Below are 20311 nucleotides of genomic sequence, written 5' to 3'. Positions count from 1 at the left end.
TCATCATGAAATATTCCGTTATTGCGACTGCAGTGCTGTGCATTGCTGCCGGAACACCTGTTTATTCTTTCGCTGCTGACCCATGTGAAGTGGTGCTTTGTATGTACGGTAAAGCAACCGGAAACAGCGGAGGAAGTGAATGTCGTTCTGCGGAGCGTGCTTTCTTCAATATCGTAAAAAAGAATAAACACGGTTTTTTACCTAACCACACACTGAATGCCAGAAAAGCTTTCTTGGGAATATGTGCCAGTGCTGACCCGGAGGCGGTGAATAAAATCCTTTCCAGGTTTGGCAGGTTCAGAGGGTAATCTGACATTGGCCGTAATCTTAATATATTTCCTGCATGGAGAAACAAAAGTGAATAAAGAAGACTTGTTTATTGCCAATATACACTCAACGCATCACGACAGAATATCTGTCACATGTATCTATGATTCTCTTTCAAAAGAAGCCAATCAGGGATGCGGGCTTTATTACGAGATATATGAGAGTCGATTTATCGGTTTATTGCGACATCGTCTGTCACAGCTTAATGAATCGGACGCCGAGAAGCTCAGGCGGTATGCCGAAAGTCAGGGAACGAAAGTCGATGATGACACCTACCATGCAGTATTAAACGCTGAACGAGAATGCCGGGCTGATATAGCCCGCGAACAGATGTGAATAACAAACATTGATAATGTCTCGAATGACGCCACAGACTGACAGACGGCGGTTTTAAAGCATGCTTATTTTTGGCTTCAATTTCGGAGAAATTGTTAAGCCGTAAAATAAGTATGTGGAGCGCGGACAGAAAATTCAATTTCGCAGAAATTGCTAATTTTCAGGCACCGCGCCCACCTGCGAACATTCGCCCAAAGCGAATTGAGCAGGCCGGGGGGAGCCGAATAAATTTCGCCGCCCCAGCGAGCGAAAAGCTGTCGCCCACGACAGCGGTTTATTTGGGGGGCAAAGCCCCGCACACCGTCAAGCCAGGTAATATTTCCCGCCCCAGCGGGGAATATTGCCGATCAGGCGCGACCAACCCCTTTAAAGCAGCGTTCCCGTTTTTTGGAGCCTGCGAGAAAAAACAGGCGAAACGCGCGTCTTAAAGGGGTTGGTCGCGCGTAGCGGGCGACGGTGTGCCGCCTTTGACCCTGGGGGTTTTGGCGCGGCGTCCAGCCACAACATTACCCCCATGCGACAGGCAATAAGGGCGTCCAGCCCGCATGTACTGGCGCACGCCGTTTCGTGCAGGAAAGCATGCTTTCCTACATATGGCCGCACAGCGGCCACCTTCTTTGCCCATACGCTCGCCCCGCCTTTTCGCCCGACCCCGTGGGGCGAAAAGGCGGGGCGATGTTATGGGGCGAATCGCTGACGAAGGAGGCATGATGATTTTAAATAAGCTTGCCGCTTCACTGTCGCCGATAGTGAACGGGATGCTGGCGCTGCTCGCTTTTGTGCAACAGCAACAACTGATGCTGGCATTATTAGCGGGGATGACGATGCCGTTTTTTGCGTCGATGAAAAGCGATGAACGGCAAAAAGCCCCGTTGTGGAAAAAGCTGATTATGGCTTTTTCCATGGTGTGTTTTCTCTCTGGCACACTGGCCCCGGTCGTTATCGGCTTTTTTCAGTGGCTGTATAAGACCAGACTCACCAGTGATAATACAGTACTGGCCTGGTCAGTACGGATTGCTTTCACTGTAACCGGGATTATTTTTCATATTATGCTTCGCCGGATATTCACGCCGGAACTGGACAAAATAAAGAAACACCTTGTTAAAAAGACCACTCTTGAACGGGAATTGCGCACCGATGTCCGCACAGTAAAGTCCTTGTTGCCGGAAACACTGCATTATGATCCGCTGGATTATATCGACCTGAATAAAGGCATTTTTACTGGCATGGACAGGGAGAACGAACCAATGTATCTCCCGTTAAAAGACTGGCAGAAACAACACGCTGATATTATCGGCACCACCGGGGCCGGTAAAGGGGTTGCCACCGGCATATTGCTTTACCAAAGTATTCTGGCCGGTGAAGGTGTCTTTGTTATGGACCCTAAGGATGATGAATGGGCTCCACACCTTTACCGCAAAGCATGTGAGGATGCAGAAAAATCCTTTGCCTTAATTGACCTGAGAAAACAGACATATCAATTAAATCTGATTGAAGATATTACCGCCGATGAACTGGAAGAGCTTTTTGTTGCGGGTTTCAGTCTGGCAGAAAAAGGTCTGGAATCGGACTTTTATCGCATTGATGACCGAAAAGCCGCACGAATGGCCGCACAATTTGTCAGCGATAATCCATTAGCAACAATCCGTGATGTTTATAATGGTGATTACGTTCAGGGAATTGCTGAAAAAATTAAAGCTTTTTTTGGAAAAATTGAAGAGCTGGCATTATTAAATTCCATCAATTCACCGAAAGGTTTTTCCCTTAAACAAATTTTTGATGAAGGCGGCTGCTGTTATGTTATCGGCTCCATGCGAAACAGCAAAATTATTACTGCCCAGCGTATGCTGTTGGTTCGCCTTTACCAGTTAGCAGAAAGGCGCGACCGTATAACAGACATACCTCGCCCCATTGCCATTTATCTTTCCGAACTTAAATACCATTTGTCCAGACCAGCATTGGAGGGATTAGGCGCGGCGCGCGATAAAGGCGTGCATATTATTATGGACCACCAGTCCATTGCCGATTTAAAAGACTGCCCGGCAGATTTGAAAGGTGACGCCGTTGTCGGGGCTGTCGTTGAAAATGCCAAATTCAAACTGGTTTATCGCGTCATGGACCCGGATACGGCGGAATGGGTGGCAAGAATGTCAGGTACTATTCTGGTAGATGACGAACTCCGTAAGGCTAAAACGGATAATATGCTGACGGAGACTATCGACAGTGAGCGCACAATTCGCCAGGCCGAACGTTTCTTTATTGACAGTAATATGATCCTGAACCTGCCTGATTTTGTCAGCTTTATCTTTACGACAAAGTCACTTCCTGCTGCGTCACTGATGTCGCCAATAAAGGTCAGAAAGAGTCGGTTAAAAATCTTTTCGGTTTCTCCTGAAATTACCGCAGCAGCGGCACCGGTTAAGATCACACTGGATTTTGGCGACGATGATAAACCAGCCATGCCGGATGTGATGACAACGCACCCGGATCATTTCATTGACGAAACCAAAGTCAAATCAGCAAAGCCGGAGCCTGATGATGAAGAACACCTGTCCCCGCTGGATTTTTAAGGAAAGGTTATGCTAATTCCGACATATCACGAGCGTCAGATGCGCAACAACGAGAAAATAAAACAACTGCTTAATTTCCTGAAAGAAGAGACCTATAGCGATTTTAAAACGCTGATGCTGTTATTTGGTTTCCGGGATCATAAGTCGCTTTATTCGCTGCTGGCAAAAACGGAGCGAATGGGGTTAATCCAGAAGCATATGCTTGAATCACGGACAATCAAGATTTCATTATGGGGGATCACCAGCGACGGGCTGGCGGTGGTATTAACCCCGAATGATAAAATCTTTCCCGCGAGGTTTGAACCGTCCAGAATTACCGGCTGGACGCTGGAGCATCATCTTGATAATCAGGCCGCCAGGCTTATTCTGGAGAAGAAAGGCGCTTCGGGATGGATTAACGGCGACCGTGCCACCTTTATCAGCCAGTATCAGGTGAAACATCGCCCGGACGGGTTACTGACCCTGCCTGACGGTAACGTTATTGCCATTGAAACCGAGCGCCGCCTGAAAACCCGAGCCCGTTATCAGTCGATCATGGCAAGCCACCTGCTGGCACGTACCCGCAAGCAGTGGATTTACGTTTTTTATGTTGTGCCCGATCCACAGAAGAAGCGTTCGCTTGAACTGCTGTTTGACAGCATCAGGCATGTAATCATCAACCATCAGCACGTCCCGCTGGAAGAACGCCACCGTCGGGTGTTTCGCATTTATACCTTTGATGAACTGAAACACCTGTCATTAGGCAGCTATACGTAAGCTTTTACTCAGGCCATCGTGATGGCCTCACCGGCCTGGCGGCGATACCGCCAGGCCGGAATTTTTTTATTCCACTGCGAGGCGCAGACTGTTCGGTACTCGCTGAGCTGCGTTCCGCCTCAGTCTGCACCTTGCAGCGTTGCCGGTTAAAAACCATGTAACCGCATTCCCTTGCGGTTGTCTGATTCCGGTCTCAGAGTTTATCCATCAGGTAACGATGTGCTTTAGAGGCGGCGCTGGCCGCTTTGAAAATATAGCGCTTGTCGTTTTTCAGCGCTTTCAGCCAGGAAGCGATGTAGCTTTCATGTTGTACCTCACCATCAATCCCCAAATCCGCCATCAGAAAGGCACTTCCCAGCTCCGCCACCAGTTCTTCCTCTGCATAATCCGCACTGCCAAACTTCCCTTTCATTTCACGGTTCAGGCGTTTTTTTCCCCCACTCCAGTGGACAAGCTCATGCAGGCCGGTAGCGTAGAAGTTAGCCGCATCCGAAAACAGATGGCGCTCCGGTAGCCAGACTTCATCTGTTGATGGACTGAAAAAAGCATTTTGTCCTTTCTCGATGATGTTTGCGCCGCTCTTCCTGAACAGGTTTTCAGCCTGCGGCAACGGGTCAAAGGTTGCTTCCGGGCTGACGGTTTCCTTTGTCAGGGCCAGGCCGTCGATTTGCTGAACGTTAAACACGGTGAAGGTTTTCAGCATCGGGATATGTTCAACTTCTCCGGCATCGTTTTCCTTCTCCAGGGTGGTGTAGAAAATAGCTGTTGTGCCACGTTCACGCGTGCGAACCTGTCCACCTGCTGCCTGAGCCTGTTTGTAAGTCATCCAGCGGGAATCGCTGAAACCCTGTTTAGATGCGCTGCACCACAGCAACATGATATTCATGCCACTATAAGCCGCACCAGTGGCGTAATTGGATGGCAGACCAGACATGCCCGATACACGCTGCCACGGGCAGGACCACGGTTTTACACCGGCTTCCAGCGCTGTAATGATGTTGTCGGTAACGGTCTGATAAATATCCGTTCTGGTTTTAGAAAATTTCGTTTTTGAGGAGCCTGACGGGTCCAGCGGGGATACGCTGGTCGCCGCGGCGGCGTTAGGGGCGCTAGTCTGGGTGGTATGCAGGGAAATAGCCATGATTTTTCTCCATCAGTCGTGTGATTTTCGTCTTCGTATCGCCTGACGGTTCGCTTTCCCGGCAGCGTTCTGGCCCGCAAGGGCGCAGCATGCGTGCCATTTACCCTTGCGGGACGGGTTGCGTTGGGAAACGATTAACAGGAAGCCGATACAGGAATGAAAAGCGCACAGGAGAAAAAACTTTCCCTTGCATAGCTGGGCGTAGCGCACCTTACTCCGCAGTGGTGAAATGTCGATTTAGGTGGTGTTGAGTCGGGGACTGGCACTGACAGGAACTTCATGTAGGTGTTAGCATTCTTTCCTGCCGGACGAGACAATCCTTCTAACCGGGGGCGGTTTGTTCTTAAATTGTCTCGTTCTGGCATTAATCACTACCGGGTCCGGGCTGTTTCCTCATTGAACGCAGCGTACAGTCTATCCACCACCGCCCGGATCCGGGGTGAGAGATTTCTTGAAACAGGCCACAGCGCCGTAACCGGGGCATCATACCCGGGGGTCTTAACAGGTATAATCCTCAGTTGCCCTTTAGCTATTTCGTCTCCGACCAGCCATATTGACAGGAAGGCAATCCCCATCCCTCCGACAGCCGCGTCCCGCAAAGCTTCCCCGTGGCTGACAATGTGACGGATAGTGGGTTCAAGCAGGACCATGCGGCCATTTTCATCCTGCACTTTCCAGGGCAATACTCTGCCATCCCTTGAAAAGCCCAGGCAGGCATGTGAAAGCAGCTCTTCTGCACTGCCAGGCAGGCCGTGACGATTAATGTATGCAGGAGAAGCGCATATGACAGAACGCTGAGTGGCAATTTTTCGCCCGGCAAGACTGGCAGAGTTTCCTGTGTCACCAAGTCGCACAGCAAGATCGATATTTTCCTCGATAAGGTCCACCCGGCGATCGGTGAACGTGATATCCAGTTTAAGTTCTGGGTATTCAGAACACAGCGTAGCAAGGACAGGCATGACACAAATCCGGCCATATGAGACGGGAAGACTGATGCGCAGCGTACCTGAAACCACCTTTTTGCGGGACGCCAGAAGAGATTCTGTTTCATCAAGCTCATCCATAACCCTGAGGCAGCTCCGGTAATACAGCTCCCCCTCTTCGGTCAGGCTGATGCTGCGGGTGGTACGGTTCAGCAGTTTAACACCGAGCCGTTGTTCAAGGCGGGCGACATGTTTGCCGGTCGCCGATTTTGATACGCCCATCCGGACTGCGGCAGCGGTGAAACTGCCTGTCTCCACGGTATGCACAAAAGCAACCATGCTGAGTAACTGAGAATGCAGAACGAATGCCATTAAATTGTCTCCATATGGGAGGAAATATTACTCCTTTATATCGCGATACACGCCGCATTGTTGCCAATAAGATGATTTTTCCAACTTACTGGAGAAATCACTATGGCTCAAATGATGAAACGCTGGCAGTTGTCGTCTTTCGGTACTGAAAATCTCCACCTGGCAGACGTGCCTTTGCCGGAACCAGGGCATAACGAGTTGCTGGTTCAAGTCTCTGCGGTCTCCCTTAACTACCGGGATAAACTGGTGCTGGAGGGGAAACTGTTGCCTGACCTGCCGGAAATGCCTTTCACGCCCGTTTCAGACATGGCGGGAGTTGTTGTCGCAAAAGGACCCGGCGTGACCCGTTTTCGTAACGGAGACCGTGTCACAGGGAATTTCTGGACGCAATGGGTGGATGCCGATGCACCGGAAGACATGGTCCGTCATGGCCGCTCACTGGGCGGCCCGCTGCCCGGAATGCTGGCTGAATATGTCATACTCCACGAAGATGTAGCAGTCGCCTCTCCTGATACACTGAGTGATGAAGAAGTTTCTACTCTGCCGGTTGCGGCCCTGACGGCCTGGTTCGCGCTGGTGGAAACAGGAAATCTCAGAAAGGGACAGCGGGTGCTGGTTCAGGGAACCGGCGGCGTAGCACTGGCAGGGCTCCAGCTGGCACGGGCCTTGGGGGCGGAAGTGACCGTTCTCTCCCGTAGTGAAGAAAAGCTACAGCGTGCAAAGGCGCTTGGGGCATCAGGTCTGATTAATATCCGCCTGACACCGGAATGGTCATCGCGGGCTTCTGAACTGTCCGGGGGGCGCGGATTTGACCATATTCTGGAGCTTATCGGTGGGGATAACCTGCGCCTGTCTGCGGATGCCCTTGCACCGGGAGGCAGGATTGCTCAGATTGGTTTCCTTAAGGGCAATGATATGGTGGTTCCTGCCGTCCCCATGATGCTTAAAAGAGCGGTTATTCAGGGGATTACTGTGGGCCACCGACGGGCTTTCGAAGATTTATGTCAGGCGGTTGACCACCATCAGATTAAACCGGTGATTGATAAAATATACAATTTAGCTGACGCGCAGGCAGCCTTCACACATCTGGAGGAAGGACCATTCGGGAAAATCGTCATCCGAATCGGTTAAGCATCTAGTAGAGAGCATGTGGTTGCTGTATCGAGCGCATGAAGCAAATGAAACACCGTATGCCGCTCCGGCTGCAGACAGGTAATGGCAGTTAATTCATCTCATAATTGCTGGACAGATGGGCATATGAGAATAAGGTGACGATGGACTTCTCACGACCGGGAAAACCCACAGATAATGCGCTGGTCGAGTCATTTAATGGCAGCCTCCGTGATGAATGTCTGAATGTGCACTGGTTCCTGTCGCTGGAATGTTCAGGAGAAAATCGAACAGTGGCGACAGGAATATAACAGAGAGAGGCCCCTTCATGATTAAATAATCAGACTCCGGAGGAGTTTATTCGGAGTCAGCAAAACGGTCCGGATCTCTGATTTGACCTGGCATCGATATTGGGAAGGGATCAAAAATCCCGGTTCTCTGATTACCCTTGGAACCAATATTGGGAGGTAATCACTATAACAGGCGTGCTTACAAATAACTAGTATATGTGGATTTTTTAATCATGAAATAAACATACCAGCAATGATAGAGGCTCCAATTATTGGGAATTTCACGAGAGAGGCTGATATTAATTCAAGGTACCAACAATAACGTTTAGAGGAGATGGGTTGATAACTAGTCATTAAACGAAGGCAATGATTCCTTTCATTATTGACTTTGAACAATAATGATTAAACCCTCTATTGATTAGAGGATTTAATCAATAGATTAAATAGTAAGCACGAAATTTTTAGGGTTCAGCAATTACCAACTCCATTTTTGGACCAACGTTAGCTAAGATTAATCTCCGGGTTTCTGGATCAACCCAAAACATAAGTCTTAGCCCTTCATGATGTTTTGTAAGATGGCACCTAAAACCCTTAAACCCCTCAAACACAATTTGTTCCTTAGAGTCTTTTGATTTTCTGAATGGATTGATGTCAAGATCTTCACGTTTACGACAAATTATTCTCAAAACCATATCATATAGCAAAGCAGAAAATTTTTGGGTATGAGCACATTGATTATCCACTAAAGATTTGTAGAAACTCCCACCGATGTCAAAATCATCCCAAGAAATAGACCTCTTAAGATTATTGATAGATACGTAATTTAGCACGCCGAAATAAAAAGCCAACTTTAGACTTTGTATTGAATCAGCACTTTTATAAAAGTCATAGCCATTTAATTTTACAATAACATCCCTAACATTACCAAACACTGTAACTTTTTTGTTTATATTAAAAGGCATTTCACCTAGAACATCAGGTTCTATTAGAGTTATTCCTGCATCTATCTCAACTTCGAAGTTAGTATTATATGAACTGTTTTTTTGAATTGAGAAAATATAACTTTCCTGCTGAGATAATATTGATTGGAAAATAATCTTATGGAATAAATTTCTATAGTGTAATTTTCTTTCTTCTGAAAGATAAGATAATATCGGAGACGTTATTTGAGGTTTCCATTCAATATCATAGTTATCAATATCATTGCTAAATTCAGGGACAGCGTTTACAAGTTTATACAGCGTTCTCACAATATCATTAGCACTAAATCTGGTATCTTTATCCTGTGAAATTATTTTTTTGAAATAAGAATCTGACGGATAGAAATCAACCTTACCCATCTCCGATAAAATGTCATACTCTTTAAAAACCTGAACATTCGCGTCATCTATGATTTCATTGATTATCCTTAGATCTTCAACATACTGTTCAAGAAACTTCCCACGACAAATTAATGGGGCAATCAAATACTCAGTGTTAATAATCAGCATCTGTATCCTCCATTGAACTCTTTTCCTTTTTGCTTTTGTTACTAGCTGCAATTAGTATTTTCTCAATCTCTTTATCAGTTTGATCAAAAAAGCCTTCAGGCCAATTTGGTATTGCTCCAAACCTGTTAATGTCGACTTTTTCGAAAAATGAGCAATTCTGTACTTTATTTACAAAATATAAAAAATTAGAGTTTATTAATTTCGAATCAGGTGATTGTGCGATTCTTAACCTTAATCTATTAATGATATATTCACTATGTGTTTCAATAATGCATTGCCTTTCTGTTGTAGAACAAGCAATTATCAAGTCGCATAATCTTGATTGGATTTTAGGGTGCAAATGTAATTCAGGTTGCTCAAGAATAAGAATGTCATTTTTTTCAGAAAGTAACAACATTACTATTATAGGTAAAACCTGACTTACACCAACCCCAACATGACTTAATCCTTGTAGTTTTTTGTCATTAACATTCTTGACTTGCAAATTATAACCAAGCTCTCCCCTATCTCCGACTTCAATTTCTGTGAGAACACCTAAGTATGATAACCACGAAATACATGCATTGTATAAAGTATCGCGCCTTTCCTCGAACTTAATATTTTGTTCTTTATTAAATAGGATCGGAAAATTGTATGAGATTATCATATTTTTCTTTTTATATAAAAGTGCTGCAGTGAACTCACCTCTTAAACCAACACTTTCGTCGTCATACTGGTTTGTATCATAAAATGGCCCAGGTGCATTTCGAAGAGGACCAAGGTATTTTATTCCCCTAGCAAAATGCTTATATATTACTTCATTTATTTCAGATAGAACCGGCATTTCATATTCAGTATTAGCTATTAATCTCTTTGAGTTTTCAAACCAAATTTCTTGAAGTTGAGCCCGGTTCTCATCCAATAAAACTATTAATTGTTGGCGTTTTTCTTGATCTAGATTTTCGATTAAATATTGCCATTCTTTAATATGTGTTTTAGCTTTTAAAAAATGATCAGGTATATCAGAAGAGTTTAATTTAAAGTTAATAGCAATAAAATCCTCTTTGAAACTTTCTAACCCAACAGTTAATACACTTTCTAAGCCGACATAACGTTCATTAAATTTTTCAGAAGGAATGTTCAGCTCTCTTTTTAAATTACTTAACTTATCGTTAATTAACTCGACAATTCTAATGGCAAACACTTCCGGTATAAAGATATTAGATAGCTCTCTTTTTTCTACATCTTTAAATATATTTTTCTTAAATAAAAACTTTTCTTCATTAATCATCAATGGTATCAAGTCTTGACTTATTTTCTTTGAGACTTGATAACTCAACTGAATTTTAGTTGGTATAAATCCATCGAACTTAGATACTCCTGTAAATTCATATCCTGGATAAATCTTCTGTAAATCAGCTATATCTTCACCATATAAATTTAATCTAATTAACGAGGATTTTTCCACCTCAAATGACAGTTTGGGTTTTAAATTATCAAAGTCACAGTTATTACTGAAAGTAACTAATTTAACTCGATTTAATTCAGGGTTGTATCGTCTTTTGTCAACATCCGACTCAATAGAACCAAAAGAAAACTCTAAATATATCTTTTGAATCCCATCTTTCTTTAAAAAATCATTTTCTGGAAAAAGATCAAATGAGATTGATATCTCATTTAAATCAGTTGAATGATTAAGTATATTCTCGAACGCCCCGAGTTTAATAAAGTTACCATTTAGGATAACTCTTCCATCTTTGAAATTGCTGGAGAATGTTTGAGCTATCATTAAAATAGCCTGGATAAACGAGCTTTTTCCACTGCTATTAGGTCCACATAAGTATAGACACGATCCCATCTCAATTGGTTCTGATGTATTTAAAGATTTGAAGTTATGAATGGAGATATTATTAATCATTTTTCCGCCATTATGATAAGCTATAAAAGTTATAAGATATTCAATTCGCTAATAACTTTATGATATTTGTTACAACCACGACATCTTCCACATGGTATATTGCTAGTATGGCAACTATGAGCCCATAACAAGTAGTCATAAGGTATTTTTGATTTACAAATCAATTCATAAGTTGTCATATTTATGGCTGGTGCTTCCAACACTAAATTCCCTTCCTGGAATTTAAGTAAATCAGACATCAATGTAATGAACTCTAAAGTGCCATCCTTATGAGTAGAATCACTACTAACTGTACCAATAAAAAGCCGGTCAATTCCAAGACTAATAGCCTTCATAGCAATTAGCGTTACTAACATTTGATTCCTATAAGGCCACCAGTCAGTTTCAGGCGCATTTTTATCTGAGGCCTTACCTGCTAAATCACCTGATCCTAAACTGCTACAATCAATTCTCAAAATATGATGTTCTATATTTAATATTTTACAAATTTGCTCAGCAGCTTGAACTTCAGCATTGGCAGCTTTTTGACCGTAATCAACAGTAAAAGCAACTTCCGGTTTTTTCCACCAAGCAATAGAAACAGAGTCCATACCGCCTGATAAAATCAGTCCTGTTCTTTTATACATAATGATTCCCAAACTGTTTTATAAATTGCTGACACGAAATCATTAATAATAAAAGTCTCACTACCTGAAAACATGACAAGATCTTTATCATCAACGCTCTCATTATAAATAATTATTTTCTTCCCTTTAGCGCTGGCAAATCCTATTTCAAAAATTGTACCACTATCAAGACCATCTAATATTGCGAAAACCATATCAGAATTATTTAAACCTACAACATCCTTTTCATAAATATAATTTTTATCATTAGATAAACCTACATCATGATAAGGCGAAAATACTTCCAATCCCATATCAACAAGATTATTCCTGGCTTGTTCAACAATCCACAACTGCGCCAAATTAAATATAGGCCCAGCTAAATATACTCTACATTTCTTTTTATTGTTGATAACTAAGGGTGCTGGTTCATAGGATTTAAGATTAACTTTAGATGGTAAACATTGGGTTTGGCAATAGTAAGATGTCGCCCTTGAAGCATTAAGGGCACTCTCTTCAGGCGACTTTTTTAATACGATCCAGTTAAGGGCAAAGTGGGCTGAAAAACAATCACCAGATCCAATCTTCCATACTCTCTCCGTAATGTACAATGGTATCTTTGAAAATTTATTATTATGGTAAACTAAAGCACCTTCAGGACCTCTTTTTACAACAACAACTTCTGCATTTTCTTTTTCAGCAATAATGCGTATAGTGTCTTCTATGTTGTTAATGCAGCTTGCATTTGCAAGTACATAAATTTCTTTTTCATTTAAAACTAATGCTAAATGTTTTGCTATCGAACCTGTATCACGAAAAGATAATGTATCAAATGTACTTTGTGGATCATAAACTGCATAAACAGCTTCAATTCTCGATTTACATTCAATCATGCCAAACATTAAAACCGATTCAGTTTTAACAATAATATCTGGGTTGTTATTTTTGCTAAGTGGCGGAGTAATATTAGCTAAACCATATGTATAGTTGAATTCTAATGATTCATTAGTATTAAACTGCTCAATTGTTAGATTACCGCTACAAAATCTTGATTCAATTTCAAGAAATTTCTTATATTCATCATTAACATATGAATGCAAATAAACGTTTTCTCCCATTTCACATATGGCTAAAGCAGCGCGTCCACCAGAACCATATACATAGTTCCAATTAGGGTGTAAACATTTTTCGCGATATATACCTCCGATTATATGCATGCGCAGTCCTTAAACGGCATAGATAAAAACTTTGATTTGACCGTTATTAATTTCAGTTATAGAAGCTTGATACAATGTTCCTCCATCAAGACATTTATAAAGACTATCATAATATTCTGGAGACGTAACGCCACCGAGTATCTCAGTACCCAAAAGTGCACAAATGGAATTATCAAGTAGTTCTATATCTAGTAAGTCCCCTATTTTTAGTTTTTTTACTATTAAAGGATTGGGAGAGCGAATATTAGTATAAAACTTTATAACATCACAGCTATAGAATTTTGAGGCCCTTCCAGATGAAAAACTGCCTGATCCAGACATAGTCCATACTCCTTTTCTCTATTCTGAATTTTCCTACATCAATTTGTAAAAAAAATTTTTGATTGTCAATATTTATTCACCTGTTATAGGTTCGGTACGACACGCTATAAGCCAAAACTCGATAAAAAATATCACTAAGAATCAATAAGATAATTAACTTTTGTTAATTGCAGTAGAAGTTTTTAATGTGAAACAAAGATTAAAACTAACGCCAATAAAATCTTACAAGTGTGTCTCAAAAGTTATCATGCTCAATGACTCGAATACCATGACTTGTTGTAACTTTATGATTTAATTATATTCCTCATTTTTATTTCTCTATTTTGCATTTACTTGCCGCAGTTGAATTCTCTCTGATAATTAATCCTTTGTTCTTGAAGTACGTCATCCTCCGCCCATGCCTTATCTATAACGTATTGTATTAATTAGTGAAAAAAGAAAATCAACGTGTAATTACGCCAGTTTTAGTACTACGGTAGCTATCAACGAAGTTGACACCCTTATTCGTTTTTATGCTGCCGTTTTCAGCCCAGTTTCTGGCTTCTCTGGATTCAACATCACCACCTCGACCCGCTGCCATTGACGGCATGAGGTTGACCACCGTTCCGGTCGGGCTTTTTGAGCCGTCTCATACAAGGCTTTTCGTTTTGCCAGTGTAAGCACATCCATTTTAGTTCCACGCACTTTTTGAGATTTCCGGAGTTTCAGTCATCAGCCGGTACTCTTCCGGCGTCAGGTTATTCAGGGATTCATGGGGCCGTTCGCTGTTATATTCAGCCAGCCAGCGCTCTGTAATTTCCCGTGCTTCATTCATAAATAAAAATCCAGTATTTCTGTCCGGTACGTCCGGTTAAAACGTTCAATAAAGGCATTCTGCGTTGGTTTCCCTGGTTTGATAAATTCCAGTATCACACCATGCTCTTCAGCCCACTGCGCCAGCGTCAGCGAGACCAGTTCCGGCCCGTTATCCATCCGCAGTTTCAGCGGATAACCCCGGTTTGCCACGATCCTGTCCAGCACCCTGACCACCCGCTGTGCCGGGATATTCAGATCGATTTCTATTGCGAGAGCCTCGCGGTTAAAGTCATCCACCACATTGAAGGTCCGGAAGCGTCTGCCGCAGACCAGCGCATCGTGCATAAAATCCATGGACCAGCTCTGGTTCATCGCCTCGCTTCAATTACTTCACGAAATACTGATTGATAACCGCCTAATAAAATTGCATTTCTAGAACCTTGGTCTTTACAACCTACAATATTAATAACTGCCTGTGTAGCACTGGAGTTATTGAGCTTTATGCCTTTGTGTGCTTGTGTTTTTTACAGAAACCATAAATCACCATTTCTATTCTTACTGAACCTGGGGAGTTCTGACCGAGACCATGCATGTATTGTTCAGCAGATTTTTGCTATGACAGCGATTTCATACAAACCAGGGGATATTTCAGGAGGAAATTACAGCCATAGGTGGCTATTTCTATGTCGTTTAATTGTGAACGTTTTGCAGGGATACTTACACTACTACTGTGATGATGGCCTGGCAGAGTCAGATAACAACGCGGCAGAACTAGCATTACGTGCAATATGCCTAGGCAAGAAAAACTATATATTCTTCGGCAGCAACCACAAGGGTTAGCGCAGAGCTCTGCTGTATGATCCGATCGGAAAGTACAGGTCGAACGATATCGGTCCGCAAGCCTACCTTCGCCATATACTGAGTGTATTGACGGAATGGTCTTCAAACAAAGTGACCGAACTGCTTGCCATAGAACGTAGATCTCGCCGACAAATAACCCTCAATACGGCGCTCACTTAACGCTTACCATTTCAGTGAGGATACAGTTTACAGGCTGTTAAGCACCACCTTTTGACTGAAAGTTAGGAATGACCGTCACAGAAATTGTTCTTTGTGATTAAGCCGTTTTATGACACCTGCGTGTTTATATAAAACATACGGTATATTTTTATTTCTGATAAGATGTTTTTATCAATTGGAGGTGGATGTAAAATTATATTTACCGGATGGAGTATTTTACATCAACTATATGATTCAACAATCTATCCGGTAAATTTTTCCAGAGGTTATTTTTTTAGCGAAAGATAGGCATATACTATGAAGAAATATAATATTCCTAATGCTAAACATCCGTCTGTAATGAGGATTAAACAGTCTTGGGAATGCCAGTCATTTAATAGACGCATGCCGAGAAAAGAGCATAACAAGACACCTAGAATGAGGACGTAACTCAGACCGGTCATAAAAGAAGAAAATGTACGATGATTATTATAAAAATCACCTTCCCGTGTAAAACTTACGCTTTCTGTCGGTAGATTTAATGCTGTTCTAATATCAGACTCCACACCACCCAAATATTTATAACTACGTCGAATAAAAGAGGTTTTATGGTAAAGGTTTATTGTTAGATAAAAAACAACAATAATGAAGATACTTTGTATGATGCCATACGGAAAACTTTTCTTAAGCTCTGCTATTCGTTCGTCACTCGTAATTCCACACAACTTTGCAATAATATCAACAAGTAAGGGCTGTGTTTCAGACACATTGAATGTTAATAATGTGGAAAAACCGACAACAGCCAGTAATATAAGTAGTGACTGGTTTCTACTTTCCCATACTGAAAATGTTAAATCATAGGTTTTATGATAATGCGCTACCAACAACTCGTTATCCTGCATGACAACCTCTTGATTTTATTTTAACTTCATAATTGCATTGAACAAATTAGCCTGAAATATAGCATCTTTCAAAGCATCGTGATTGGCTGTCATTGGTACACCGAGGAACTGCGTCATATGAGATGACTTACTTTCGGTCCATGATGTTACCAGTCGCCCCATAAACAAAGCCTTAATATCCAGCGCACTAAAGCCAAATGGATTTTCACCAAGGTAAACATGGAAATAATAATTAACAAAAGACCAGTCAAACGGTGCATTCAGGCCAACAAAGACAGGTAATGTAGTTGAAGATGTAACCTGGTCTATCCAATTTTTAAAAGCCAGCATCGCCTCCTCAGGAGGGAGGCCCCTATCCTCAAGTTCTTCTAAGGTAAGCCCGGTAACTTCAAGTGCGGCAGGAATATATTCGGGAGTTATCGGTTTAAGTTCACATGAGAAATTCACATCGGTATCAGACACCAGACATGCCCCAATACTGAGTAAATTATATTTCCCTGGTACTGGACCAGAGGCTTCTATATCAACAGAGATGAATATTTCTTTTTTAATTGTCATGGTATTAAAGGATCCATTGAAACTAATGTCGAACGAGATTTAATGGAATTCCAGTGTGCAAGGAATTCTCGCTTTTTGTCTTCAACCACACCCTCATCGTTCCACACATGGGCGGATACAGTATGAATATCAAACGGTAACTGAGTGCCTTCTTTGGCGAGTATCATTGTGGTAAGCCCTCTTCCTAATGCATATCCCAGTTCAATGAAGCAGTTTGGTCTGGAGCCTGTGATATCTGCGATAACAACTCGGCTTCGGTGAAGGCGTTCGAAGACTTCTTGGTTAATGTACGCATTTTCATAACCCTGGCTACCATCAACAATCACCATACGGTACCCCAGTTCATTCTCCATTACGGGTTTAATAACACATTCAAAGTAGTTCTTAACCGCAATGTAATCCCCATGCGCCCGATTCATTAAACAGACAAAAAATGCAGTAGGTGGCGTAAGGTTTTTTAGGAGCTGTATGATGGTCTGAACACGTTCTTCCGTGGTTTTGCGGTTAGGAAAGTCCAGCAGATTTATCCAATCGTGGGACGAACGGTCATCTTCAGTTTTAAAGAGTCTCTCTGAATGCGAGCTTGCTAGAGCATATTCGAAAATTTTACGAGAACCTGTATTGTTTGCTCCAATTTTGAAATTGAGAGGGATAACAGGTTTGCCAGCATCATGGTAAAGATTTGAGAGAAACAACACCCCCTCACTCCCTCCGATGGTAATGAGTACATCACCTGAACGGGACTGCATCTCCATTCTTTTACTGGCCATGTTCCAGTGGGCTGCACTTTCAATCCTGACATGCGAGGTGCCGCGATATTCATCCCAGTTATCAATATATTCTGCGGGAATTTGGTCCTCATTTTTATGGTGTTTCACTGCAATAATAAGCGGTCCCGGGGTATCTGAAGGCCGATGATGAAGATTTTTTATTGCTTCATTCCAAACTAACCAGTCAAAGCATATCGGTTTGTTATCACTAGCACGAAATTTTTCGGCATCAACAGGAATGACGAAATTTGCCCCCTGGCGTACTAACTCGCGAACAAGGCTGGCAACAAATGCCCGGGCTTTGTCCACTTCATCACTAGTGGCAAGCTCTGTTTGTTCCGGAATGCTGCCGGTAATATGTATGCGTCTTCCTGATAAAAATTGGCCCTGCATGTTATCGATCCTCCATTACAGGTGATGACTTTAATGAAAGTGCTGTCTGAAGGAGTATTTCGTATGACAAAGGTTTATCCGGAAATGCTTTTGCCAGTGCCGCCGGATATAATCGTGTACGGATGTCGGAGAATGTCCATCCGGGATTTCCTTCATTTGGACCAGTTGCCTTAACCAGGACACCCTTTTGTTGGGGGGATAAACCTAAACCTTGTAAATCCATATCAAATAGCGCCAGTCGCTCTGTATCACTGGGGCGAGAGAACTCCTCCACAACAGCGGCGCGGCGGATAAGGGCTGCGTCAAGTACAGATAAACGGTTGGTGCAAAGAAAAATCACGATACGTCCCTGATATTTTCTCAGATCGTCAATGCACTGAATAAGGGTGTTTACGGCGACTTTATCTTCATGGTGACTATGTTCTTGCGTTCGCGATGAAGCAAGCGAGTCGCCTTCATCAATGATCAGTATGCCCCGACGATTTTTTCCTGCGGATTTTATCACCTCTGAAAAGGCCTGGTTTATGAGAGTGCCCATCTCACCAACTTTGCCACTCCCTCTGACTCTGTTACTGATTTTAAAGAGGATGGAATCTTCTGCCCCGGAATCTTTTGCAAGCATGTTTGCAATACATTCGGCGGTTGCAGTTTTACCTGTGCCAACATCCCCATGAAAAATAACGAGTGGATATTGTTCGGAAACAAGACTACAGATGGGTAAGTTATTCTGATGAAACTTTGTTCCCCAAGATTGCAGTTTCCCTAAGTTCAGCAATAGACGTAACTGATTGTGGATTTTGTTGTACCGGTTCTCGAAACCGAGTAATGTCTTCTGCCGTAAAAGAAGGGCATCGTCAGGTAATGGGGTCTCACTATCAAAAATTTTATTTTGTTGAACCATCATGAAAAATCTTTCCTTTCTATGCCATATCCATTGCTTTCGTAGTCTCGCCCCTTTGTTGAATTAAGGGAAGAGTGAGATGTGTCTGCAGAGCTAGGGGACCAGGAGATCTTGAGTTTGGGTCTAAGTTTATTCCTAGCTGTTTGATCATAGGCGCTTGTATAGGATATGACGATCCTCAGAAAAGGTGCCGGTACCGTTGGCCACAGCACACCACCGGGCCTGCTGGTCTGCAGTTCTCCTGCTTCCGAGTTTACAACATAGCGGGTAGCCCGGATTTCTTTTCCGTCACTTAATAATGTCAAATCAACATGTTTAAGATATCCATTGCATGCTAAAAGCTCTACATCGTGCGCCCATTTTTTAACCTGCTCAACATCAACTGCTTTTGTGCTTTCGGCAATCATAATGAAGTCGGCGGTTACACGTCGCATTACGTTTTGGACGTCTGCCACTGAGTAAGATTCGGTTGAAGAAAAAGACTGACTCATGCCTCCTCCCTTACTTTTAAACGTGGCCCAAAAAGCTCTTTCCAGATAGCCAGATCATCCTCAATTGAAGCATGATGCGCGATCTCCCAAGCTTCGGTTGCTGCATCCACAATCTCTAGTCTTTCAGTTTCGCTCAGGCGGCTGGCAACATTATTGGTTACGCAAACCGGATCGATAATTACAACGGGATCTGAAAATTCAGGAATATCATTCCCATTTTCAGTGAAAAATATTTTCTCTTTTAGCCCTGTTTGAGCAATATAAAGCAGGAATTGTTTGAAGCGGCTTTCGATACTCGCATCTTTACCATTTTTATCGAGCAGATAGGCCATGATGAGCTCAATAGTAAATGATTTCAGATGCGTTAGCCCAGCATGGTTCCGCCACTTTTTGGCCAGTCGAACAAGTGTTCTGAAGTCGTTATCTGTATTTTTTCTGTCACGAATAAATTGTATCTGGCATGGAGCACAGGTATGAAGTTTTGTCCCTTCATGAATATCGAATTGCCATCCATATCCTACTTTATCGGTATCTTCAATCACAGGAACAACGTCAACATTCAGCCCTGATTTTACAAAGGTCACGGTAGCCGCTTTACGTTGGAGTTGGAAATCTTCAACAGATTTATTGGGATAAAGTTTAACCAGAGCATTGAAGATTTTTTCGCTAAGACTTGCAAGAGTTTCCTGGGTGACATCCTTACCTGATATATAAAAAACCACATCTACATCGACAGGATCTTCATGCGTTTTGCGTAAAATTGTAAATTTTGCAAAGGAGCCAGCTTTAACGACTTTAGTTATTTTGATCTCATCCTGATCTTTGATAGATTTTTTTAGTTCAGCGATCAGGCGATCAACCTGAGCATGGTATTCAGTTCTCTTATCAGAGGGCAGCCTCAAGATATTGCTGTCATAGTAGCGAAGCTCCGTGTTACTTAGCGGCATGTTTGATCCTTGGTAGGCGTTAATCAGGCTGGAATTGACGACCATGTTTTTTAAGGCCATAGACAAAATAGTGCTGCTTCGTTTTTTTTCAAGGGAGGCAATGAAAAAAATTACAAATAACGTAAACTCGGCCACTTGATCTCTGACCCTGACCCAAAATCCTGCGCCATTCAGAAACAGAATTCCGGCATGATTAATAC

Annotated in this window: 18 protein-coding genes and 3 pseudogenes; 7 read left to right on the top strand and 14 right to left on the bottom strand. The window is 42.6% G+C overall.

All coding sequences use genetic code 11. The features are described 5' to 3' along the window. Positions 1-5 precede the first annotated feature (5 nt). The 4 genes from JKP81_RS03025 (at position 6) to mobC (ending at position 3989) form a co-directional block, all read left to right on the top strand. Complete coding sequence (locus tag JKP81_RS03025) at positions 6-308, top strand: TrbM/KikA/MpfK family conjugal transfer protein (RefSeq protein ID WP_200550562.1); 303 nt, start codon at positions 6-8, stop codon at positions 306-308. Positions 309-357: 49 nt separating this feature from the next. Beyond that, positions 358-663: a dpoa decarboxylase gene (locus JKP81_RS03020; RefSeq protein WP_200550561.1), complete on the top strand. Its 306-nt coding sequence runs from the start codon at positions 358-360 to the stop codon at positions 661-663. Positions 664-1373: 710 nt separating this feature from the next. Beyond that, on the top strand, positions 1374-3233 hold the full coding sequence (locus JKP81_RS03015; protein WP_200551059.1) for a type IV secretory system conjugative DNA transfer family protein: 1860 nt from the start codon (positions 1374-1376) through the stop codon (positions 3231-3233). 9 nt (positions 3234-3242) lie between these two features. Further along, positions 3243-3989 (top strand): MobC family replication-relaxation protein, encoded by a 747-nt coding sequence (gene mobC / locus JKP81_RS03010; RefSeq protein WP_200550560.1) that lies wholly within the window; start codon positions 3243-3245, stop codon positions 3987-3989. 193 nt (positions 3990-4182) lie between these two features. On the opposite strand, the gene JKP81_RS03005 is transcribed toward mobC, so the two are convergent. After that, positions 4183-5130, bottom strand: coding sequence for an ArdC family protein (locus tag JKP81_RS03005; RefSeq protein WP_200550559.1), 948 nt, complete (start codon positions 5128-5130; stop codon positions 4183-4185). 371 nt (positions 5131-5501) lie between these two features. Then, positions 5502-6425, bottom strand: a complete 924-nt coding sequence (locus JKP81_RS03000) for a LysR family transcriptional regulator (protein ID WP_200550558.1) — start codon at positions 6423-6425, stop codon at positions 5502-5504. A gap of 102 nt (positions 6426-6527) precedes the next feature. On the opposite strand from JKP81_RS03000, the gene JKP81_RS02995 reads away from it, so the two are divergent. Further along, positions 6528-7556: an NAD(P)-dependent alcohol dehydrogenase gene (locus JKP81_RS02995; RefSeq protein WP_200550557.1), complete on the top strand. Its 1029-nt coding sequence runs from the start codon at positions 6528-6530 to the stop codon at positions 7554-7556. A 110-nt stretch (positions 7557-7666) separates the two neighbouring features. After that, a pseudogene (locus JKP81_RS02990) lies at positions 7667-7927 on the top strand (integrase core domain-containing protein); the annotation flags it as partial. A 359-nt stretch (positions 7928-8286) separates the two neighbouring features. Here the strand turns inward: JKP81_RS02990 and JKP81_RS02985 are convergent. The 6 genes and pseudogenes from JKP81_RS02985 to JKP81_RS02960 form a co-directional block, all read right to left on the bottom strand. Then, positions 8287-9315, bottom strand: coding sequence for a hypothetical protein (locus JKP81_RS02985; RefSeq protein ID WP_200550556.1), 1029 nt, complete (start codon positions 9313-9315; stop codon positions 8287-8289). Further along, positions 9302-11212, bottom strand: a complete 1911-nt coding sequence (locus tag JKP81_RS02980) for a DUF3696 domain-containing protein (protein WP_200550555.1) — start codon at positions 11210-11212, stop codon at positions 9302-9304. The genes JKP81_RS02985 and JKP81_RS02980 overlap by 14 nt, the downstream gene beginning before the upstream one ends. A 29-nt stretch (positions 11213-11241) precedes the next feature. Next, positions 11242-11838, bottom strand: coding sequence for a 7-cyano-7-deazaguanine synthase (locus JKP81_RS02975; protein ID WP_200550554.1), 597 nt, complete (start codon positions 11836-11838; stop codon positions 11242-11244). After that, a complete protein-coding gene (locus JKP81_RS02970; RefSeq protein ID WP_200550553.1) occupies positions 11817-13034 on the bottom strand; it encodes a PfkB family carbohydrate kinase in 1218 nt (405 codons plus the stop codon). The genes JKP81_RS02975 and JKP81_RS02970 overlap by 22 nt, the downstream gene beginning before the upstream one ends. Positions 13035-13043: 9 nt before the next feature. Continuing rightward, the gene (locus JKP81_RS02965) at positions 13044-13355 is read right to left on the bottom strand and encodes a hypothetical protein (protein ID WP_200550552.1); all 312 of its coding nucleotides are present in this window, start codon (positions 13353-13355) and stop codon (positions 13044-13046) included. A gap of 670 nt (positions 13356-14025) precedes the next feature. Continuing rightward, positions 14026-14525, bottom strand: a pseudogene (locus JKP81_RS02960) (integrase core domain-containing protein); the annotation flags it as partial. A gap of 342 nt (positions 14526-14867) precedes the next feature. Here JKP81_RS02960 and JKP81_RS02955 point away from each other — a divergent pair. Next, positions 14868-15147, top strand: a pseudogene (locus tag JKP81_RS02955) (transposase); the annotation flags it as partial. Between the two features lie 289 nt (positions 15148-15436). Here the strand turns inward: JKP81_RS02955 and JKP81_RS02950 are convergent. The 6 genes from JKP81_RS02950 to JKP81_RS02925 are packed head-to-tail and all read right to left on the bottom strand — an operon-like array spanning position 15437 to position 20246. Continuing rightward, positions 15437-16051: a hypothetical protein gene (locus tag JKP81_RS02950; protein ID WP_200550551.1), complete on the bottom strand. Its 615-nt coding sequence runs from the start codon at positions 16049-16051 to the stop codon at positions 15437-15439. Between the two features lie 15 nt (positions 16052-16066). After that, positions 16067-16609, bottom strand: a complete 543-nt coding sequence (locus JKP81_RS02945) for a 3'-5' exonuclease (protein WP_137269257.1) — start codon at positions 16607-16609, stop codon at positions 16067-16069. Continuing rightward, positions 16606-17772 carry a hypothetical protein gene (locus tag JKP81_RS02940; RefSeq protein ID WP_200550550.1) on the bottom strand — a complete coding sequence of 389 codons (1167 nt, stop codon included), beginning with the start codon at positions 17770-17772 and terminating at the stop codon, positions 16606-16608. The genes JKP81_RS02945 and JKP81_RS02940 overlap by 4 nt, the downstream gene beginning before the upstream one ends. A 1-nt stretch (position 17773) precedes the next feature. After that, complete coding sequence (locus tag JKP81_RS02935) at positions 17774-18676, bottom strand: ATP-binding protein (protein ID WP_200550549.1); 903 nt, start codon at positions 18674-18676, stop codon at positions 17774-17776. Beyond that, positions 18673-19164 carry a hypothetical protein gene (locus JKP81_RS02930; RefSeq protein WP_163980214.1) on the bottom strand — a complete coding sequence of 164 codons (492 nt, stop codon included), beginning with the start codon at positions 19162-19164 and terminating at the stop codon, positions 18673-18675. Before JKP81_RS02930 ends, JKP81_RS02935 begins: the two co-directional genes overlap by 4 nt. Further along, positions 19161-20246 (bottom strand): CBASS oligonucleotide cyclase, encoded by a 1086-nt coding sequence (locus tag JKP81_RS02925; RefSeq protein WP_370568810.1) that lies wholly within the window; start codon positions 20244-20246, stop codon positions 19161-19163. The genes JKP81_RS02930 and JKP81_RS02925 overlap by 4 nt, the downstream gene beginning before the upstream one ends. Positions 20247-20311 lie beyond the last annotated feature (65 nt).

Source organism: Kosakonia sp. LAM2021, assembly GCF_016620385.1.
Classification (GTDB): Bacteria; Pseudomonadota; Gammaproteobacteria; order Enterobacterales; family Enterobacteriaceae; genus Kosakonia; species Kosakonia sacchari.
Note: the sequence above shows the minus strand (reverse complement) of the source record. Positions and strands in the feature narration are given on the sequence as shown.